This is a genomic window from Bradyrhizobium genosp. SA-4 str. CB756, from assembly GCF_000473125.1.
In the GTDB taxonomy this organism is placed as follows: domain Bacteria; phylum Pseudomonadota; class Alphaproteobacteria; order Rhizobiales; family Xanthobacteraceae; genus Bradyrhizobium; species Bradyrhizobium arachidis.
This window is the reverse complement of record NZ_KI421499.1, coordinates 2,286,091-2,301,457: the sequence shown is the minus strand read 5'-3', so window position 1 is coordinate 2,301,457 and position 15,367 is coordinate 2,286,091. Positions and strand designations below refer to the sequence as shown.

At 65.7% G+C, this 15,367-nt stretch carries 13 protein-coding genes; 6 read left to right on the top strand and 7 right to left on the bottom strand.

What is annotated here, in order from left to right; genetic code table 11:
* Positions 1-49: 49 nt before the first annotated feature.
* From BRAGE_RS0111480 to BRAGE_RS0111470, 3 genes are read right to left on the bottom strand one after another with little or no spacing between them, the layout of a single operon-like run.
* Positions 50-1,486, bottom strand: a complete 1,437-nt coding sequence (locus BRAGE_RS0111480) for a TIGR01777 family oxidoreductase (protein ID WP_027559785.1) — start codon at positions 1,484-1,486, stop codon at positions 50-52.
* Positions 1,483-2,148 carry a DUF4166 domain-containing protein gene (locus tag BRAGE_RS0111475; protein WP_027559786.1) on the bottom strand — a complete coding sequence of 222 codons (666 nt, stop codon included), beginning with the start codon at positions 2,146-2,148 and terminating at the stop codon, positions 1,483-1,485. The genes BRAGE_RS0111480 and BRAGE_RS0111475 overlap by 4 nt, the downstream gene beginning before the upstream one ends.
* A gap of 21 nt (positions 2,149-2,169) precedes the next feature.
* The gene (locus BRAGE_RS0111470; RefSeq protein WP_027559787.1) at positions 2,170-2,727 is read right to left on the bottom strand and encodes a GbsR/MarR family transcriptional regulator; all 558 of its coding nucleotides are present in this window, start codon (positions 2,725-2,727) and stop codon (positions 2,170-2,172) included.
* Between the two features lie 152 nt (positions 2,728-2,879).
* On the opposite strand from BRAGE_RS0111470, the gene BRAGE_RS0111465 reads away from it, so the two are divergent.
* Positions 2,880-4,400: a PAS domain-containing sensor histidine kinase gene (locus BRAGE_RS0111465; protein WP_027559788.1), complete on the top strand. Its 1,521-nt coding sequence runs from the start codon at positions 2,880-2,882 to the stop codon at positions 4,398-4,400.
* 127 nt (positions 4,401-4,527) lie between these two features.
* Here BRAGE_RS0111465 and BRAGE_RS0111460 read toward each other — a convergent pair whose 3' ends face one another.
* From BRAGE_RS0111460 to BRAGE_RS0111445, 4 genes are all read right to left on the bottom strand, one after another.
* The gene (locus tag BRAGE_RS0111460; RefSeq protein ID WP_027559789.1) at positions 4,528-4,827 is read right to left on the bottom strand and encodes an acylphosphatase; all 300 of its coding nucleotides are present in this window, start codon (positions 4,825-4,827) and stop codon (positions 4,528-4,530) included.
* Positions 4,824-5,690, bottom strand: a complete 867-nt coding sequence (locus BRAGE_RS0111455; RefSeq protein ID WP_027559790.1) for an isocitrate lyase/PEP mutase family protein — start codon at positions 5,688-5,690, stop codon at positions 4,824-4,826. The genes BRAGE_RS0111460 and BRAGE_RS0111455 overlap by 4 nt, the downstream gene beginning before the upstream one ends.
* A 90-nt stretch (positions 5,691-5,780) precedes the next feature.
* Positions 5,781-7,796 carry an acetyl-CoA carboxylase biotin carboxylase subunit gene (locus BRAGE_RS0111450; RefSeq protein ID WP_027559791.1) on the bottom strand — a complete coding sequence of 672 codons (2,016 nt, stop codon included), beginning with the start codon at positions 7,794-7,796 and terminating at the stop codon, positions 5,781-5,783.
* Positions 7,797-7,973: 177 nt separating this feature from the next.
* Positions 7,974-9,044, bottom strand: coding sequence for a zinc-binding metallopeptidase family protein (locus BRAGE_RS0111445; RefSeq protein WP_027559792.1), 1,071 nt, complete (start codon positions 9,042-9,044; stop codon positions 7,974-7,976).
* 226 nt (positions 9,045-9,270) lie between these two features.
* Between BRAGE_RS0111445 and BRAGE_RS0111440 the strand changes: the two genes are divergently transcribed.
* From BRAGE_RS0111440 to BRAGE_RS0111420, 5 genes are all read left to right on the top strand, one after another.
* Positions 9,271-11,736 carry a PAS domain-containing hybrid sensor histidine kinase/response regulator gene (locus BRAGE_RS0111440; protein WP_027559793.1) on the top strand — a complete coding sequence of 822 codons (2,466 nt, stop codon included), beginning with the start codon at positions 9,271-9,273 and terminating at the stop codon, positions 11,734-11,736.
* Positions 11,737-11,964: 228 nt separating this feature from the next.
* Complete coding sequence (locus BRAGE_RS0111435; RefSeq protein ID WP_027559794.1) at positions 11,965-12,405, top strand: EamA family transporter; 441 nt, start codon at positions 11,965-11,967, stop codon at positions 12,403-12,405.
* Between the two features lie 68 nt (positions 12,406-12,473).
* Positions 12,474-13,757, top strand: a complete 1,284-nt coding sequence (locus tag BRAGE_RS0111430; protein WP_027559795.1) for an MFS transporter — start codon at positions 12,474-12,476, stop codon at positions 13,755-13,757.
* Between the two features lie 25 nt (positions 13,758-13,782).
* A complete protein-coding gene (locus BRAGE_RS0111425; RefSeq protein ID WP_027559796.1) occupies positions 13,783-15,033 on the top strand; it encodes an arsenic transporter in 1,251 nt (416 codons plus the stop codon).
* Between the two features lie 97 nt (positions 15,034-15,130).
* Positions 15,131-15,355 (top strand): hypothetical protein, encoded by a 225-nt coding sequence (locus tag BRAGE_RS0111420; RefSeq protein ID WP_027559797.1) that lies wholly within the window; start codon positions 15,131-15,133, stop codon positions 15,353-15,355.
* Positions 15,356-15,367 lie beyond the last annotated feature (12 nt).

Genomic DNA, 15,367 nt, shown 5'->3' with positions numbered 1-15,367 from the left:
ACCAGCCGTCCAGAGCACGAGGGCATGCAGTGCAAGCCATAACATCACCTCACAAGATCGCCTCGAACGCACTCCGCAGCGTCTCATGCCGGAAGACAAAGCCGCGGCTCAGCGCTTTGTTCGGCAGCACGCGCTGGCCGCCGAGCAGAAGCTCGTCGGCAAAGCCGCCGCCGATCCGGCGCAACAGGCCGCCGGGGATGCGGAATATGGCGGGCCGGTGCAACCGGCGCCCGAGTTCCTCGGTGAACTTCGCGTTGGTGACGGGGATCGGCGCGGTGGCGTTGACGGGCCCTGCAAGATCGGGGGTCGCCACCACATAGGCGATCAGCCGGATCAAATCGTCGCGCTCGATCCAGGACATCCACTGCCGCCCGGTGCCGAGCGGGCCGCCGAGGCCGAACTCGAATGGCGTCAACATGCGGGTGATGAAGCCGCCCTCGGTGCCAAGCACGAGGCCGATGCGCAAGTACACCACGCGAACGCCAAGCTCCTCCGCCGGCCGCGCCGCCTTCTCCCAGGCCGCGCACAGCTCGTGGCTGAAGCAGGCGTGCGACTTGGCCGACTCCGTCAGCACCTGGTCGGCCCACAAGCCGTACCAGCCGATCGCGGAGCCGCTGACGAGCACCTCGGGCTTGCGCTCGAGCCGCGCGATCAATTTTATGACTTCACCGGTCATGTCGACGCGGGAGCCGATGATCTTCGCGCGCTTCGCTTCGGTCCACAGGCCGTTGCCGATCGGCTCTCCCGCGAGATTGACGATGGCGTCGATTGGCGTGTTCGCGGCAAGCTGATCGAGGCTGGTGATCAGCGTGACCGGCGGCGGCAACATCTCGGCCTTGGCGGGGTTGCGGATCAGCGCTATGACGTGATGCCCTGCTCCGCTGAGGCTCGCCGCAAGGCGGCTGCCGATGAAACCCGTCGCGCCGGTGATCAGCACTGTCCTGCGGCCCGGGAGCTTCTCGACAAGTCCTTCCGCGGGAACGCTTCGCATGCGGCCGAGCCGGCGCATCGCCGCAAAATCCCTGATGCCGCAGAGCGACGCACCCGCCGCGCAGGCGGTCGCGGCGATGCTGAGCAGGCCCTGATAGACCACCGTCACGCCGAACGGCTGCATCGCCCAGTCGATCAGCACCGGCAGCAGCAGCACCAGGATGGCGCCGTAGTTGATCGCGAGCAGCGTGTGATTGATGCGCTCGCTCGGCGGCAGCTTCCGGCTCAGATCCTCCTCGACGAAATCCATCAGCGTGATGACGATCTCGGCGACCAGCACCACGATGATCAGCAGCGCCAGCGCGCCGTAGACCTCGAGCCAGCCGAGCACCAGAAACAAGAGCGCATAGAGCATGTTGCGGATTCCATGCAGTTTCAGCTCGAAGCGCTGCGACGGACGCCAGGCCAGGCGCTCGGTGAATTCGTGGTGATAGAAGGTGTCGAACACGCCCATCACGATCTGGATGGCGATGAGCGTCCACAAGAGCGGGGTCATGACACGGCCTCCCTGAACACGGCGGACTGGTGGATCAGCGCGCCGTAACGCGGATGAATGACATCGAGGGTGAAGCGGAACGCCCCCTCGCCGAGATCGCTGTGCGTCACGGTCAGGTCACCCGGCGTGAGCCATTGCGGCAGCGGGATCCATAGCCGCCCGAGCTGGAGCCCGTAGCCGGCGCTGCGGAACGTCAGCGCCTGTCCCTCGACCGCGATACGGAGCGCCATCGAGACGCCGAAGCCGACATACTCCTCGAGCCCGGTCGGGCCGGCGAAGCGTTTCGCCGAATGGATCACCTGCGGGAAGCCGCGCTTACGCGCGCAGATGCGGGTCCAGGTCTGGCCGCCGGTCGCGCCGTCCTCGGTAACCGTCACGATCATGGGCACGCCGGTGTCGCGCCCCGTGGGCAGCGGCCCGCCGATCAGGCGCGCGACCTGTGCGAACCACCAGCCGATGTCGCTGAAGGCGACCTCGTCGACGACACCGACATAGACCACGCTGTCGCCGTCAGCGACGCGCTTGGAGAAGCGCCGCCAGGTCGCGAGCGGCAGGCGGCCCCAATCCTCGTCTGACAGCAGGGTACGGAAGCGGCGGTCGTCGAGCAGTTTGGTGTGAGCGGAGGTTGGTACGTTGGAGCCCGATAATCTCGCCGACGTCATCGCAACCTCCTCACCTCAATACTATTTGGCCTTGCCCAGCGGCAGCAGGTTGGCGATCTTCTCGCCGAGCCGCATCAAGGCGACCAGCCGCGGCCGCGGCACCTTCAGCATCTGCATGAACCAGTGATCGGCGAGCTCGGTGAAGGCGAGCATCTCCTTCAGCCGTTTGCTCGCGACCGGACTGATGGTCGGATCATCCGTAGCATCGGACACGCAGGCCCTGAGCGCGACGATGGCCGGATCGATCTCCCGCTCCTTGCGCCGCGCCGCGATGCGGGCCGCGACCTCCCAGATGTCGGTCTCGGCCTCGTAATGGTCGCGGCGGTCGCCGAGGATCGGCACCCGCCGGATCAGGTTCCAGGCGAGCAGCTCCTTGAGCGAGTTGGAGACATTGGACCGCGCCATGCCGAGCGTGTCGGCGATGTCCTCGGCCGTCATCGGCGCCTCGGCCAGATAGAGCAGCCCGTGGATCTGGCTGACCGAGCGATTGACACCCCACCCGTCCCCCATGTCGCCCCAATGCAGGATGAAGCGCTCGACGGCGGCAGGGAGTTTCTTCTTTCCGGTTATTTCTGTCATGACAGAAATATCTGATGGGCACGATTGATTGTCAAGTGCGTCAGGCCGCTGATATCGCTGCATACCGTCCGCGAGATTTGCCTAAAAATATCCCAGGCACGGGAACAATTCGCTGCCTGTGACGTTTGCCCGGGTTCAGGCAGGGTCCCCGAATGGTCGAAAAGTTCAGTCAGCAGAGAGACTTGTTCGAGAGCGAGCGCAGTTTCCGGCTGTTGGTTGAAGGAGTCGCGGACTACGCCCTGTACATGCTGGATCCCAATGGGATCATCACCAGCTGGAATATCGGCGGCGAGCGCATCAAGGGCTATTCGCCCTGGGAGATCCTCGGCCAGCATTTTTCCCGCTTCTATACCGAGCCCGACCGCGCCAACGGCAAGCCCGCCCGTGCGCTCGGCATCGCCAGGGAAAAGGGCCGCTACGAGGAAGAAGGCTGGCGCGTCCGCAAGGACGGCACGTTCTTCTGGGCCAGCGTCGTGATCGATCCGATCTACGAGGATGGCGAGCTGGTCGGCTTCGCCAAGATCACGCGCGACATCACCGAGCGCCGCAACACGCAGCTCAAGCTCGAGGCGATGCAGAAGCAGCTCGCCGAGTCCCAGAAGTTCGATGCGCTGGGCCAGCTCACCGGCGGGGTCGCCCACGACTTCAACAACCTCCTGATGATCATCAGCGGCAGCCTCCACGTGCTGAAGCGGGGCGCCGACGACGAGGCCAAGCTCAAGCGCGCGATCTCGGCCATCGAGACCGCCACCAAGCGTGGCGCGGCGCTGACCAACCAGCTCCTCACCTTCGCGCGGCGGCAGAGCGTCAATCCGCAGGCGATCGATTTCGCCGACCGCATCTCGGCGATCCGCGAGGTGCTCGATGCCGGCGTGGGCAGCTCCGTGCGCCTGGCCTTCGAAGTCAGCCGCGACGTCTGGCCGATCAAGGCCGACGTCTCGGAACTCGAGACCGCGTTGCTCAACCTCGTCATCAATGCCCGCGACGCGATGCCCGACGGCGGCACGGTGACGATCCGTGCGCGCAACGTCGTGCTGGATGAGGCGACCCTCGCCGGCGAATTCGTCGCGATCGACATCGCCGACACCGGGCTCGGCATTCCCTCGGACGTTCTCGACAAGATTTTCGAGCCGTTCTTCACGACCAAGCCGATCGGCAAGGGCACTGGCCTCGGCCTGTCCCAGGTGCACGGCTTTGCCCATCAGGCCGGCGGCACGGTGAAGGTCGCAAGCGAACTCGGCAAGGGTACGACCTTCACCATCCTCCTGCCGCGCGGGGAAGGGGCGCCAGCGCGCGAGACCACGGGAAGTGCGTCGTTCCGCGGCAGCGGCACCGTGTTGCTGGTCGAGGACAATCCGGACGTCGCCCTCGTCAGCATCGGCCTTTTGGAGCAGCTCGGCTACCAGGTACGGCGCGTCGCCGATGCCGAAGCCGCCTTGCGCGAGATCGAGAAGAACAGGGTTGACTTCGTGTTCTCTGATATCGTGATGCCTGGCAAGATGGACGGGCTCAGCCTCGCCCATCGTCTGCGCCAGATCCGCCCCGGCCTGCCGGTCCTGCTCGCCACCGGCTACAGCGACGTCGCCTCCGGCGTGCGCGGCGATTTCCCGATCCTGCGCAAGCCGTACGAGATCCACGAGCTGAGCGAGGCGATTTCGAAGCTGCCGCGGTGACTGTTCACTTTCCCACCTCGACGCCGTCATGGCCGGGCTTGTCCCGGCCATCCACGCCTGGCCCCGCTGCACGAAGAACGTGGATGCCCGGGACAAGCCCGGGCATGACGACCTCTTGTGAGATCGCCTACACCGTCGGCAACACCGAGAACTTCTCCCCTGCCCCGCGCAGGTTCAGCTCGTCCGCACTCGCGGTCTCACTCGTCACGCTGTCCACACGCGCCGACGGCGGTCCATGCCGGCACAGCGCGACCATGTCGGCGACGTGCTTCGGCGTGCCGGCGAACAGCGCTTCCACGCTGCCGTCGCGACGGTTGCGGACCCAGCCATCGAGGCCGCTGGCGGTGGCTTGGTACTCGACCCAGGCGCGATAGCCGACGCCCTGCACACGCCCGCGGATCATGACCTGGAGGATCGCCCGGCTCATTTTTTCAGTCCGAGAAGATCGGCGCTGCGCGCTTTTACCTCGGCGTCGCGCATGACGCGATTGGTCAGTTCTGCTGACGGCAACCCCTTGAGTGCCTTCGGTGCCGTGCCCTCGCGCAGCGCCTTCTGCGTCTCGTAGACGGCCTGCGTCGCCGCCGCGATCGGCGCGTGCCCCTGGAGCGCGATGCGCACGCGCTGGCCGGCGAGATAATCGGTCGCGTTCAAGTCCTCGGGCGCGCCGCCGAGCACGATCGGCAGGCGCGTCGCAGCCGTAATCGCCTCCAGCTCCGCGCGCGACTTGATGCCGGTGAAGAACAGCGCATCGACGCCGGCAGCCTCATAGGCCTGCGCACGGCGGATCGCATCGTCGAGCGAGGTGATCGAGGCAGCTCCGGTGCGCCCCATGATGACCAGCGAGGCATCGCTGCGGCCATCCAGTGCGGCCTTCATCTTGCCGACGCCCTCCTCCAGCGAAATCAGCTGCGTCTTGGTCTCGCCAAAGGCGGCCGGCAGCAGCGTGTCCTCGATGGTGAGGCCGGCGGCGCCCGCGGTCTCCAGTTCCTGCACCGTACGGCGCACATTGAGCGCATTGCCGTAGCCGTGATCGGCATCGACCAGCACCGGCAGCGCGGAGGCGCGCGACATCCGCCGCATCTGCTCGGCGAGCTCGGTGAGCGTGATCAGCGTGACATCGGGGTCGCCGAGCACCGCGAGCGAGGCGACCGAACCGCCGAACATGCCGAGTGGAAAGCCGAGATCCTCGGCGATGCGGATCGAGATCGCGTCATAGACCGAGCCGGGATGGACGCAGGCCGAGCCTGAGAGGATCGAGCGCAGCTTCTCGCGGCGGGAACGAAAGGCCATGGGTGCCTCACTCCAAAATCGTCATCCTGAGGAGCGCGCCCTTGAGCGCGTTTCCTCAAGGTGAGGGTCGACTGTCGTGCGCCGGAGCGCTTACGCAAACTCCAAAATCAGCGCGTCCACCGCGAGCGTCGCGCCGGCGCTGGCGTGGATCTTCTTCACGGTGCCGTCCTGCTCGGCGCGCAGCACGTTCTGCATCTTCATGGCTTCGACCACGGCGAGCGTCTCGCCGGCCTTGACCTCCTGCCCCTCGATCACCGCGATGGAGACGACGAGGCCGGGCATCGGACACAGCAGCTTCTTGCCGCTGTCGGATGCCGTCGTCACCGGCATCAGCCGGGCGGAGGCAGCTTCCGCTTCGGTCCAGACATAGACCGGAACCTCGACGCCCTGATGCGCAAGGCGGATGCCGTTGGGGATTGGGCGCGCCTGCACCGCCACGAAATGGCCGTCGATGGTGCCCTGCCAGACCGGATCGCCCGGCTTCCACGGCGATTGCAGCAGATGGACGTTGCCGGCCTTGCCCTCGGCATCGATGAAGCGGATCGCGATGGCCTCGCCCTCGCGGCCGACCTCGAGCAGGATCTCCTGGCGATCGAGCCAGACCGCGCGGCGGCGCTCGCGCTGCACGACCCGGCCGCCCATCTGGCCGGAGATCTGCCGCTTGCGCTCCCCGAGCACGTGATCAATGGCGGCGCCGACCGCAGCCATCCGCCGGGCGACCTCGCCTTCGGGCACGCGCACCGCAAAGCCCTTGGGGAATTCCTCGGCGATGAAGCCGGTCGACAAGCGTCCCTCGCGCCAGCGCGGATGATGCATCAGCGCCGACAGGAACGGAATGTTGTGCCTGATGCCGTCGACATAGAACGAGTCGAGCGCTGTCGCTTGCGCCTCGATCGCGGCCGCGCGCGAGGGCGCATGCGTGACGAGCTTCGCAATCATCGGATCGTAGTGGATCGAGATCTCGCCGCCCTCCTGCACGCCGGTGTCGTTGCGGATAATGATGCCGTCCTGGCTGGCTTCCGCCGGGGGGCGGTATTTCACGAGGCGCCCGATCGAGGGCAGGAAGTTGCGGAAGGGGTCTTCCGCATAGAGCCGCGACTCAACGGCCCACCCCGTCAGCGTGACGTCCTTCTGCGTGATCGCGAGCTTCTCGCCGGCGGCCACGCGGATCATCTGCTCGACGAGATCGATGCCGGTGACGAGCTCGGTGACGGGATGCTCGACCTGGAGGCGCGTGTTCATCTCCAGGAAGTAGAAGCTCTTGTCCTGCCCCGCGACGAACTCGACTGTGCCGGCGGAATCGTAATTCACGGCTTTCGCCAGCGCGACCGCCTGCTCGCCCATCTTGCGGCGCGTGGCTTCGTCGAGCAGCGGCGACGGCGCCTCCTCGATGACCTTCTGGTTGCGGCGCTGGATCGAGCATTCGCGCTCGCCGAGATAGATCACGTTGCCGTGCTTGTCGCCCAGCACCTGGATCTCGATGTGGCGGGGATCGACGATGAACTTTTCGACGAAGACGCGGTCGTCGCCGAACGAAGCCTTGGCCTCGGCCTTGGCGAGGTTGAAACCTTCGGAGACCTCGGCCTTGGAATGCGCGATGCGCATGCCCTTGCCGCCGCCGCCGGCGGAGGCCTTGATCATCACGGGATAGCCGATCTCGTCGGCGATGCGCACCGCGTCCTTGTCGTCCTCGATGACGCCGAGATAGCCCGGCACGGTGGAGACCTTGGCCTTCGCGGCCGCCTTCTTGGATTCGATCTTGTCGCCCATCGCCGCGATCGCGCCCGGGTTGGGACCGATGAAGACGATGCCGGCGGCTTCCAGCGCGCGCGGAAATGCCTCGCGCTCGGACAGGAAGCCATAGCCGGGATGCACGGCTTCCGCGCCGGTCTTGCGGCAGGCCTCGACGATCTTCTCGATCACCAGATAGCTCTCGGCCGCCGCGGGCGGGCCGATCAACACGGCCTCGTCGGCCATCTCGACATGGAGGGCGTCGCGGTCGGCCTCGGAATAGACCGCGACCGTCTGAATTCCCATGCGGCGCGCGGTCTTGATGACCCGGCAGGCGATTTCGCCGCGATTGGCGATCAGAATGCGTTTGAACATGCTTTTCTTGAGTCTCGACCTTGGGCGGGACCCCTTCCCTGGCCGTTGCAGCCTATGGAAACGGGCCGTGTGGCTCCCGTGGTACATTAAAATGAGCCGGAGGCAACGGTCTAAATCCGGCCCCTCTGGCGTACCAGCGCAAGACCGAAACGGTCGGGACGCGCCCCCTGGGGCCGCCTACGGCCTGCCGGCCTTGGCCACGCCCCGGACGAGGCTCTGAATGAAGCCCAGTTTGGCGACCACGGCGGACGACAGGATGAAGGGATAGAGGTCGCGCAGGCCCATGGCGCGATTGACGCTGTTCATGGCGAAGGTGAAGGGCAGCCATGCGTCGATGAGCGCCTGGACGTCCCTGACCTCGTAGGGGTTGAAGCGGATGCGCGCCGTCAACTCCCCGTCGCGGTCGACCTTGGGGCGCACCTCCATACCGAACTCGGCGGCCATCTCCAGGGTGTCGACGATATGGAGGTAATGCGCCCAGGTCTCCGCGAAGTCTTCCCACGGATGCGTGGTGGCATAGGCCGAGACGTAGTTCTGCTGCCAGTCCGCCGGCGCGCCTTCGGCATAATGGCGCTGCAGCGCCTCACCGTAATCGGCGGAATCATCGCCGAACACCGCGCGGCATTCCTCGAGCTTGCCGCCGTCGCGCACCAGCACGTCCCAGAAATAATGGCCGACCTCGTGGCGGAAATGCCCGAGCAGCGTGCGGTACGGCTCGCCCATCTCCAGCCGCCGCCGCTCGCGCTCGATGTCATCGGCCTCGGTGAGCGCGATCGTGATCAGGCCATTGTCGTGGCCGGTCATAACCTTCTGCCCGCTGTTCGGATCGTCGGCGAGGAAGTTGAAGATCAACCCGTGCTCGGGGTTTTCCTGCCGGGTCTGAAGCGGCAGCTTCCAGCGGATTAGGGAATAGAACAGCCGGTGTTTTGCGATTTCCAGTTCACGCCAGCGAGCAAGCTGCGCCGGATCGGAGAGGTCAGGCACGATGCCGTTGTGGCGGCAGGCGCGGCAGAAGCCGGTGGTATCGTCCGCATCCGTCAGCCAGTTGCAGGCGTCGTAGTCGGCATTGCTGCAGAGCATGCGGCTTTCGCCCTTGTCGGCCAGTACCTTCCAGCCGTCCCCGTCCGGCTCGATCGCCGACATCGTCTCCCTCTCCGGCTGAAAGGCGACCCGATGGCCGCAGCGTTCGCAGGCGCGGTTCTCGAAATAGAGGACGTTGCCGCAGTCCTGACAGACAAAGAGCTTCAAGATTTAGCCTCTTGGGAAAGGGAGTTTTATGAATGAGAGTTGTGGCGCTCCGCAAAGACGCCTCGGCGGGCCGATCGTTCCAGTCCTCGGAACAAATTGCCAGCGCCGGCGTTTGGTGCATACCCACCGCTATCCATTTGATGACGACTTTCCGACTTATTCCTCTTTGAGCAATGGCTATCACGCTTTGTCTGTGTGAATATCGGCCCGGCACGCGCGCTCTTGCATCACAACGGCCGACGCCTTGAACGACAATACGCCCGAGACCCTTGCTGCCGAAAGGCTGCGCCAGCACCTCGAAGACATCGCGCGCGAGCGCGATGAAGCCTATCGTGCGCTTCAGGAGCGCGAGGCTGAGCTGGCGCGCATCCAGCGCATCGGCAAGGTCGGCGGCCTCGAGGTCGACTTCCGCGAGGGTTTTCGGAACCGCCGCTCGCCCGAATACCTGATGATCCATGGCCTGCCCCCTGAGGCCGCCGACGAGACGCACGAGGACTGGGTCAATCGCATCCATCCCGACGACCGCGATGCGACCGTCAAGCATTTCTTCGATGCGCTGGCAGGGACCAGCGAGGACTACACGGCCGAGTACCGCATCATCCGCCCCCGCGACGGCGAGACCCGCTGGATCCGCGTCGTCGCTAAGATCGAACGCGACCGCGACGGTCGCGCGATCCGCCTTGTCGGCGCCCATATCGACATCACCGACCAGGCGCTGGCGCGCGAGACGCTGCGCGAGAGCGAGGAGCGCTTCCGGCTGATTGCCGACAGCGCGCCGGTGCCGATCTGGGTCACCAAGCTCGACCGTACACGCTCCTTCGCCAATCAGGCCTATGTCGACTTCGTCGGCCTGCCCTACGATCAGGCCATCGCCTTCGACTGGCGCAAGGTGCTGCATCCGGACGACCTGCCGCATGTGCTGCAGCAATCGGTGCAAGGCGAAGCCTCGTTGAAGCCGTTCGTGCTGGAGGCGCGCTACAAGAATGCCAGCGGCGAATGGCGCTGGCTGCGTTCGGAATCGCAGCCGCGCTGGGATCCGACCGGCAAGCATATCGGCTTCATCGGCGTCGCCCACGACATTACCGTCGCCAAGCAGGCCGAGATCGAGCTGCGCCGGCTCAACGAGACGCTGGAAGAGCGCATCGTCGAGCGCACCGCCGAGCTCGAATCCAACGAAGCGCGGCTGCGCGCGATCCTGGAGACCAGCAACCAGTATCAGGGCCTGGTCAATCTCAGGGGGGAACTGCTCTACGCGAACAACACCGCACTCGACGGCATCAAGGCGGGCTCCACGGACGTGATCGGCAAGCTGCTGTGGGAAACGCCGTGGTTCACCGGGACCCACGGCATGAGCGCCGTGGTCCGTGAGGCCTTCGACACCGTGCTTCGCGGCGAAGCCGTGCGGATGGAGATGCGATTGCGCCTGCCCATCGGCGATCGCGATTTCGAATTCAGCATGCGTCCCGTGCTCGACCGCCACGGCAACATCACCGGCGCGGTGCCCGAAGCCGTCGACATCACCGACCGCCGCCGCGGCGAGGAAGCGCTGCGGCAGTCGCAGAAGATGGAGGCGATCGGCCAGCTCACCGGCGGCGTCGCGCACGACTTCAACAACCTCCTCACCATCATCCGTTCGGCCACCGACTTCCTGCGCCGGCGCGAGCTGCCGGAGGAACGCCGCCGCCGCTACGTCGATGCCATCTCCGACACCGTCGAGCGCGCCTCCAAGCTGACCGCACAGCTCCTGGCCTTTGCACGAAGGCAGCCGCTCAAGCCGCAGATCTTCAACGTCGGCAGCCAGGTGGAGGGCGTGGCGCAGCTGGTGCGGCCGCTGGTCGGCGGCCGGATCGAGATTGCCGTCGAGATCGACGATGCCGACTGCTTCACAGTCGCCGACATCGCGCAGTTCGAGACCGCGCTGATCAATCTCGCCATCAACGCCCGCGACGCCATGGAGGGCGAAGGCCGTCTCACCATCGCGGTGCGCAAGGTCTCCGGGATTCCGAGCCTGCGCGGGCAATCGGCGCGCAGCGGCGACTATGTCGCGATCTCGGTAGCCGACACCGGAAGCGGCATTGCGCCCGAAAACATCGACGCCATCTTCGAGCCGTTCTTCACCACCAAGGAGGTCGGCAAGGGCACCGGGCTCGGCCTCAGCCAGGCGTTCGGCTTCGCCAAGCAGTCGGAAGGCGACATCGCGGTGATGAGCACGCAAGGCAAGGGCGCGACCTTCACCATCTACCTGCCGCAGGCGCAGTCGCCGACCGCCGAGAAGGAAGCTGCAGCGCTGACCAGCGAGGCCGCAACCACGGGGCGTGGCTACCGCGTGCTCGTGGTCGAGGACAATGACGATGTCGGCCAGTTCTCGACCGAGCTTTTGGAAGACCTCGGCTATGTCGTCCGCCGCGTCGCCAACGCCAATGCCGCGCTGTCGATCCTCGGCGAGAACGAATTCGCCGTCGACCTCGTGTTCTCCGACGTCATCATGCCCGGCATGAACGGTGTCGAGCTCGCCGGCGTGATCCGTGAGCGCTATCCGGGCCTGCCGGTGGTGCTCACCAGCGGCTACAGCAATGTGCTCGCTGAGAACGCCCATCGCGGTTTCGAGCTGATCCAGAAGCCGTATTCGGTGGAATCGCTCTCGCGCATCCTGCGCAAGGCGATCACCGAGAAGCTGTCGGTGGCAAGGTGAATGTACGCCAGGCAAAACGCTGTCGCCCGGACAAGCGCGCCTCAAGCGCGCGCCGATCCGGGACCCATAGCCACAGGATTGTGTTTGGCGAAAAACGACGACGCATGTGCCCCAAGAAAGATTCCGCGGTATGGGTCCGGGTCTGCGCTTCGCTTGTCCGGCACGACAGCGGAGTGTTTGGCTAGCACCTTCCACCCCATCACCTCGCAAAACTTCATCGGCCCCCCAATGAAACCCGCCCTCCTCTCCGCCTGGCAGACCTGGGCGCTCCTCTCCGCCTGCTTTGCCGCGCTGACCGCAATCTTCGCCAAGGTCGGCGTCGAGAACATCAATCCGGACCTCGCCACCTTCATCCGCACCGTCGTGGTGCTGCTCGCCTTCTCGGTGCTGCTGTTCTTCACCGGCCAATTCGCCGTGCCCTCGGCGGTTTCGTCGAGGACATGGCTGTTCCTGGTGCTATCGGGGCTCGCGACCGGGGCCTCGTGGCTCTGTTACTTCCGGGCCCTGAAGCTCGGTCCCGCGACGTTGGTCGCACCAATCGACAAGCTCAGCGTCGTCCTGGTGGCCCTGTTCGCGTTCGCCTTCCTCGGCGAGCGGCCGACCGCGCAGGGCTGGATCGGGATCACCATGATCGGCGCCGGCGCGGTACTGCTGGCCGTGAAGCTTTAGGTCCGGGAACAAAGCTGGCGTGACATCGGTTTCTGCCGGAGCGATTCCGAGCCTCGATCGAGAGACCGATGTCGAGCGAAAAACCCGATCAGGCAAGGCAGGCTGGCCGCGCGTTGGATGCGGCGAACTTCTTCCTTGCCGACGTCCGCGACGGGCTCGGGCCCTATCTCGCCGTCTATCTCCTCACCGAGCAGCACTGGGACGAGGCGCGCATTGGCCTCGTGATGTCGATTGCGACCATTGCTGGCATCGTAGCGCAGACGCCCGCCGGCGCGCTGGTCGACGCGACGCGGGCGAAGCGGCTGGTGATGGTCATCGCCGCCATCATGGTCACGCTCGCGTCCCTGTCGCTGCCGCTGTTTCCCGCCTTCCTGCCGGTCGCGATCTCGCAAGGCATCGCGCAGGCCGCCGCCGTGGTGTTTCCGCCGGCAATCGCGGCCGTCTCGCTCGGCATTTTTGGTCATGCCGTCCTCACCCGGCGCATTGGCCGCAATGAAACTTTCAACCACGCCGGCAACGCGGTCGCGGCCGGACTGGCGGGCCTCTCCGCCTACTGGTTCGGCCCGACGGTCGTCTTCTACCTTCTCGGCGCAATGGCAATCGCGAGCCTCGTCAGCATCCTCGCGATCCCCGCCGGCGCCATCGACCATGATCTGGCCCGCGGGCTACACGATGCCGACACGGAGACCCAGCGCGAACAGCCTTCGGGCCTCGCGGTACTGCTCACCTGTCGCCCTCTCCTCGTCTTCGCGATCTGCGTCCTGCTCTTCCATCTCTCCAACGCGGCGATGCTGCCGCTGGTCGGACAGAAACTGGCGCTCCAGGATAAGAACATCGGCACCAGCCTGATGTCGGCTTGTATCGTTGCCGCACAAGTCGTGATGGTGCCGTTTGCGATGCTGGTCGGCGCTCGGGCCGACCGCTGGGGCCACAAGCGCTTCTTCCTCGCCGCGCTTCTGATCCTCCCCATTCGGGGGGCGCTCTATACGCTCTCGGACAACCCGTTCTGGCTGGTCGGCGTCCAACTGCTCGACGGCGTCGGCGCCGGCATCTTTGGCCCGATCTTCCCGGTCATCGTTGCCGACCTCATGCGCAACACCGGCCGCTTCAACGTCGCGCAGGGCGCGGTCATCACCGCCCAGAGCATTGGCGCGGCTCTGTCGACGACGCTAGCTGGCCTCGTTGTGGTTGGCGCGGGCTACAGTGCGGCCTTCATCACGCTCGGCGCGGTCGCCGCAATCGGTGCCGTGGTCTGCTTCCTTGCCTTGCCCGAGACGCGGCAAATCGCAGATGGCGGTCCGCGCCCGCAGGGGAAGACAGCAAGGCCGGCTTCCGCTATCGCTGCCAAATGAATCCATTCCACCTCAAGGACTGAACGTGCCGTCTGACGCCATCTGGGCCTGGAGCATCATCGTCGCCGCGACCGCGTGCGTCATTATCCGCCCGTTCCGCTTGCCCGAGGCGATCTGGGCCGTGATCGGCGCCGGGGCGCTGGTGCTGCTCGGCTTCCTGCCCTGGCAGGACGCGCTGACCGGCATCGAAAAGGGCATCGACGTCTATCTCTTCCTGATCGGCATGATGCTGATTGCCGAGCTCGCACGGCTCGAAGGCCTGTTCGATTACCTTGCCGCGCTCGCGGTGGAGTATGCAGACGGCTCGCCGCAGCGGCTGTTTTTACTGATCTACCTTGTCGGCACGCTGGTCACGGTGCTCTTGTCGAACGACGCGACCGCGATCGTGCTGACGCCGGCGGTCTATGCCGCAACGCGTGCGGCCGGCGCAAAGCCGCTGCCCTATCTTTTCGTCTGCGCCTTCATTGCAAACGCCGCAAGCTTCGTGCTGCCGATCTCGAACCCCGCCAATCTCGTGGTGTTCGGCTCGCGCATGCCGCATCTGACCGAATGGCTGCGTCAATTCGCCCTGCCCTCGCTCGCCTCGATCGTGCTGACCTATATCGTACTGCGCCTCACCCAGCATCGCGCGCTGAAGGAGGAGAGCATCGAGCGCCGCGTGCCGCACAAGGTGCTCAGCCGCGGCGGCAAGCTGACCGCGATCGGCATTGCCGCAATCGGCGTCGTGCTGATCACGGCCTCCGCGCTCGACAAGCAGCTTGGCCTGCCGACCTTCATCTGCGGCGCCGTGACGACCGGCCTCGTCCTGCTGCTCAGCCGTCAATCGCCCGTGCCGGTGCTGAAGCACGTGTCCTGGAGCGTGCTGCCGCTGGTCGGCGGGCTGTTCGTGATGGTGGAGGCGCTGATCAAGACCGGCGTGATCGGACAGCTCAGCGCGCTGCTGCATCAGGCCGTCGCCCAATCCGTGCCGAAAGCCGCCTGGAGCGTCGGCATCGCCACCGCGATCGCCGACAACATCGCCAACAATCTTCCCGTCGGCCTTGTCGCCGGGTCGATCGTGGCCGCCGATCATCTGCCCACATCGGTCGTCAGCGCCATCCTGATCGGCGTCGACCTCGGGCCGAATTTCTCGATCACCGGTTCGCTCGCCACCATCCTGTGGCTGGTGGCGCTGCGCCGCGAGAAGATCGAGGTCGGCGCCTGGCCCTTCCTCAAGCTCGGCATGCTGGTAACCCCGCCGGCCCTGATCGCAGCACTGGCAGCGGCGATCCATTAACCGCGCGAGACTTTGCGGCGCATCAATGTGGGCGGTAATGCCCGGCCTATACTTCATCTTGCCGCGCAGCTCATGAGCCGCGGCAAGGAGGTCGATCATGCAAATTCAATCGAAGGCATTGCCGCAGAGCTTCTCCCTGCGCCGCTCGCTTCAGAGCTCTCCCGCGAAAGACGGGTCGTCGCACCCGTTGCTGATCTTCTCGGTGGTGGTGCTGCTGGCCCTGTTCGCGATCGTGGAGATCGACCTGCACAGTGCCCAGCTTCAGGCGGTCGGCCTGCTCGGGCACGGCGCCGGGATCAATCCCGTTTTCCTGAGCCCGTAGCAAGGAAGGCCC

Excerpts from the sequence above, each read along its gene's own strand:
- BRAGE_RS0111430 (WP_027559795.1), top strand. The coding sequence starts at position 12,474 with ATGTCGAGCGAAAAACCCGATCAGGCAAGGCAGGCTGGCCGCGCGTTG.
- BRAGE_RS0111455 (WP_027559790.1), bottom strand. The coding sequence starts at position 5,690 with ATGGCCTTTCGTTCCCGCCGCGAGAAGCTGCGCTCGATCCTCTCAGGC.
- BRAGE_RS0111465 (WP_027559788.1), top strand. The coding sequence starts at position 2,880 with ATGGTCGAAAAGTTCAGTCAGCAGAGAGACTTGTTCGAGAGCGAGCGC.
- BRAGE_RS0111480 (WP_027559785.1), bottom strand. The coding sequence starts at position 1,486 with ATGACCCCGCTCTTGTGGACGCTCATCGCCATCCAGATCGTGATGGGC.
- BRAGE_RS0111435 (WP_027559794.1), top strand. The coding sequence starts at position 11,965 with ATGAAACCCGCCCTCCTCTCCGCCTGGCAGACCTGGGCGCTCCTCTCC.
- BRAGE_RS0111475 (WP_027559786.1), bottom strand. The coding sequence starts at position 2,148 with ATGACGTCGGCGAGATTATCGGGCTCCAACGTACCAACCTCCGCTCAC.
- BRAGE_RS0111470 (WP_027559787.1), bottom strand. The coding sequence starts at position 2,727 with ATGACAGAAATAACCGGAAAGAAGAAACTCCCTGCCGCCGTCGAGCGC.
- BRAGE_RS0111460 (WP_027559789.1), bottom strand. The coding sequence starts at position 4,827 with ATGAGCCGGGCGATCCTCCAGGTCATGATCCGCGGGCGTGTGCAGGGC.
- BRAGE_RS0111450 (WP_027559791.1), bottom strand. The coding sequence starts at position 7,796 with ATGTTCAAACGCATTCTGATCGCCAATCGCGGCGAAATCGCCTGCCGG.
- BRAGE_RS0111420 (WP_027559797.1), top strand. The coding sequence starts at position 15,131 with ATGCAAATTCAATCGAAGGCATTGCCGCAGAGCTTCTCCCTGCGCCGC.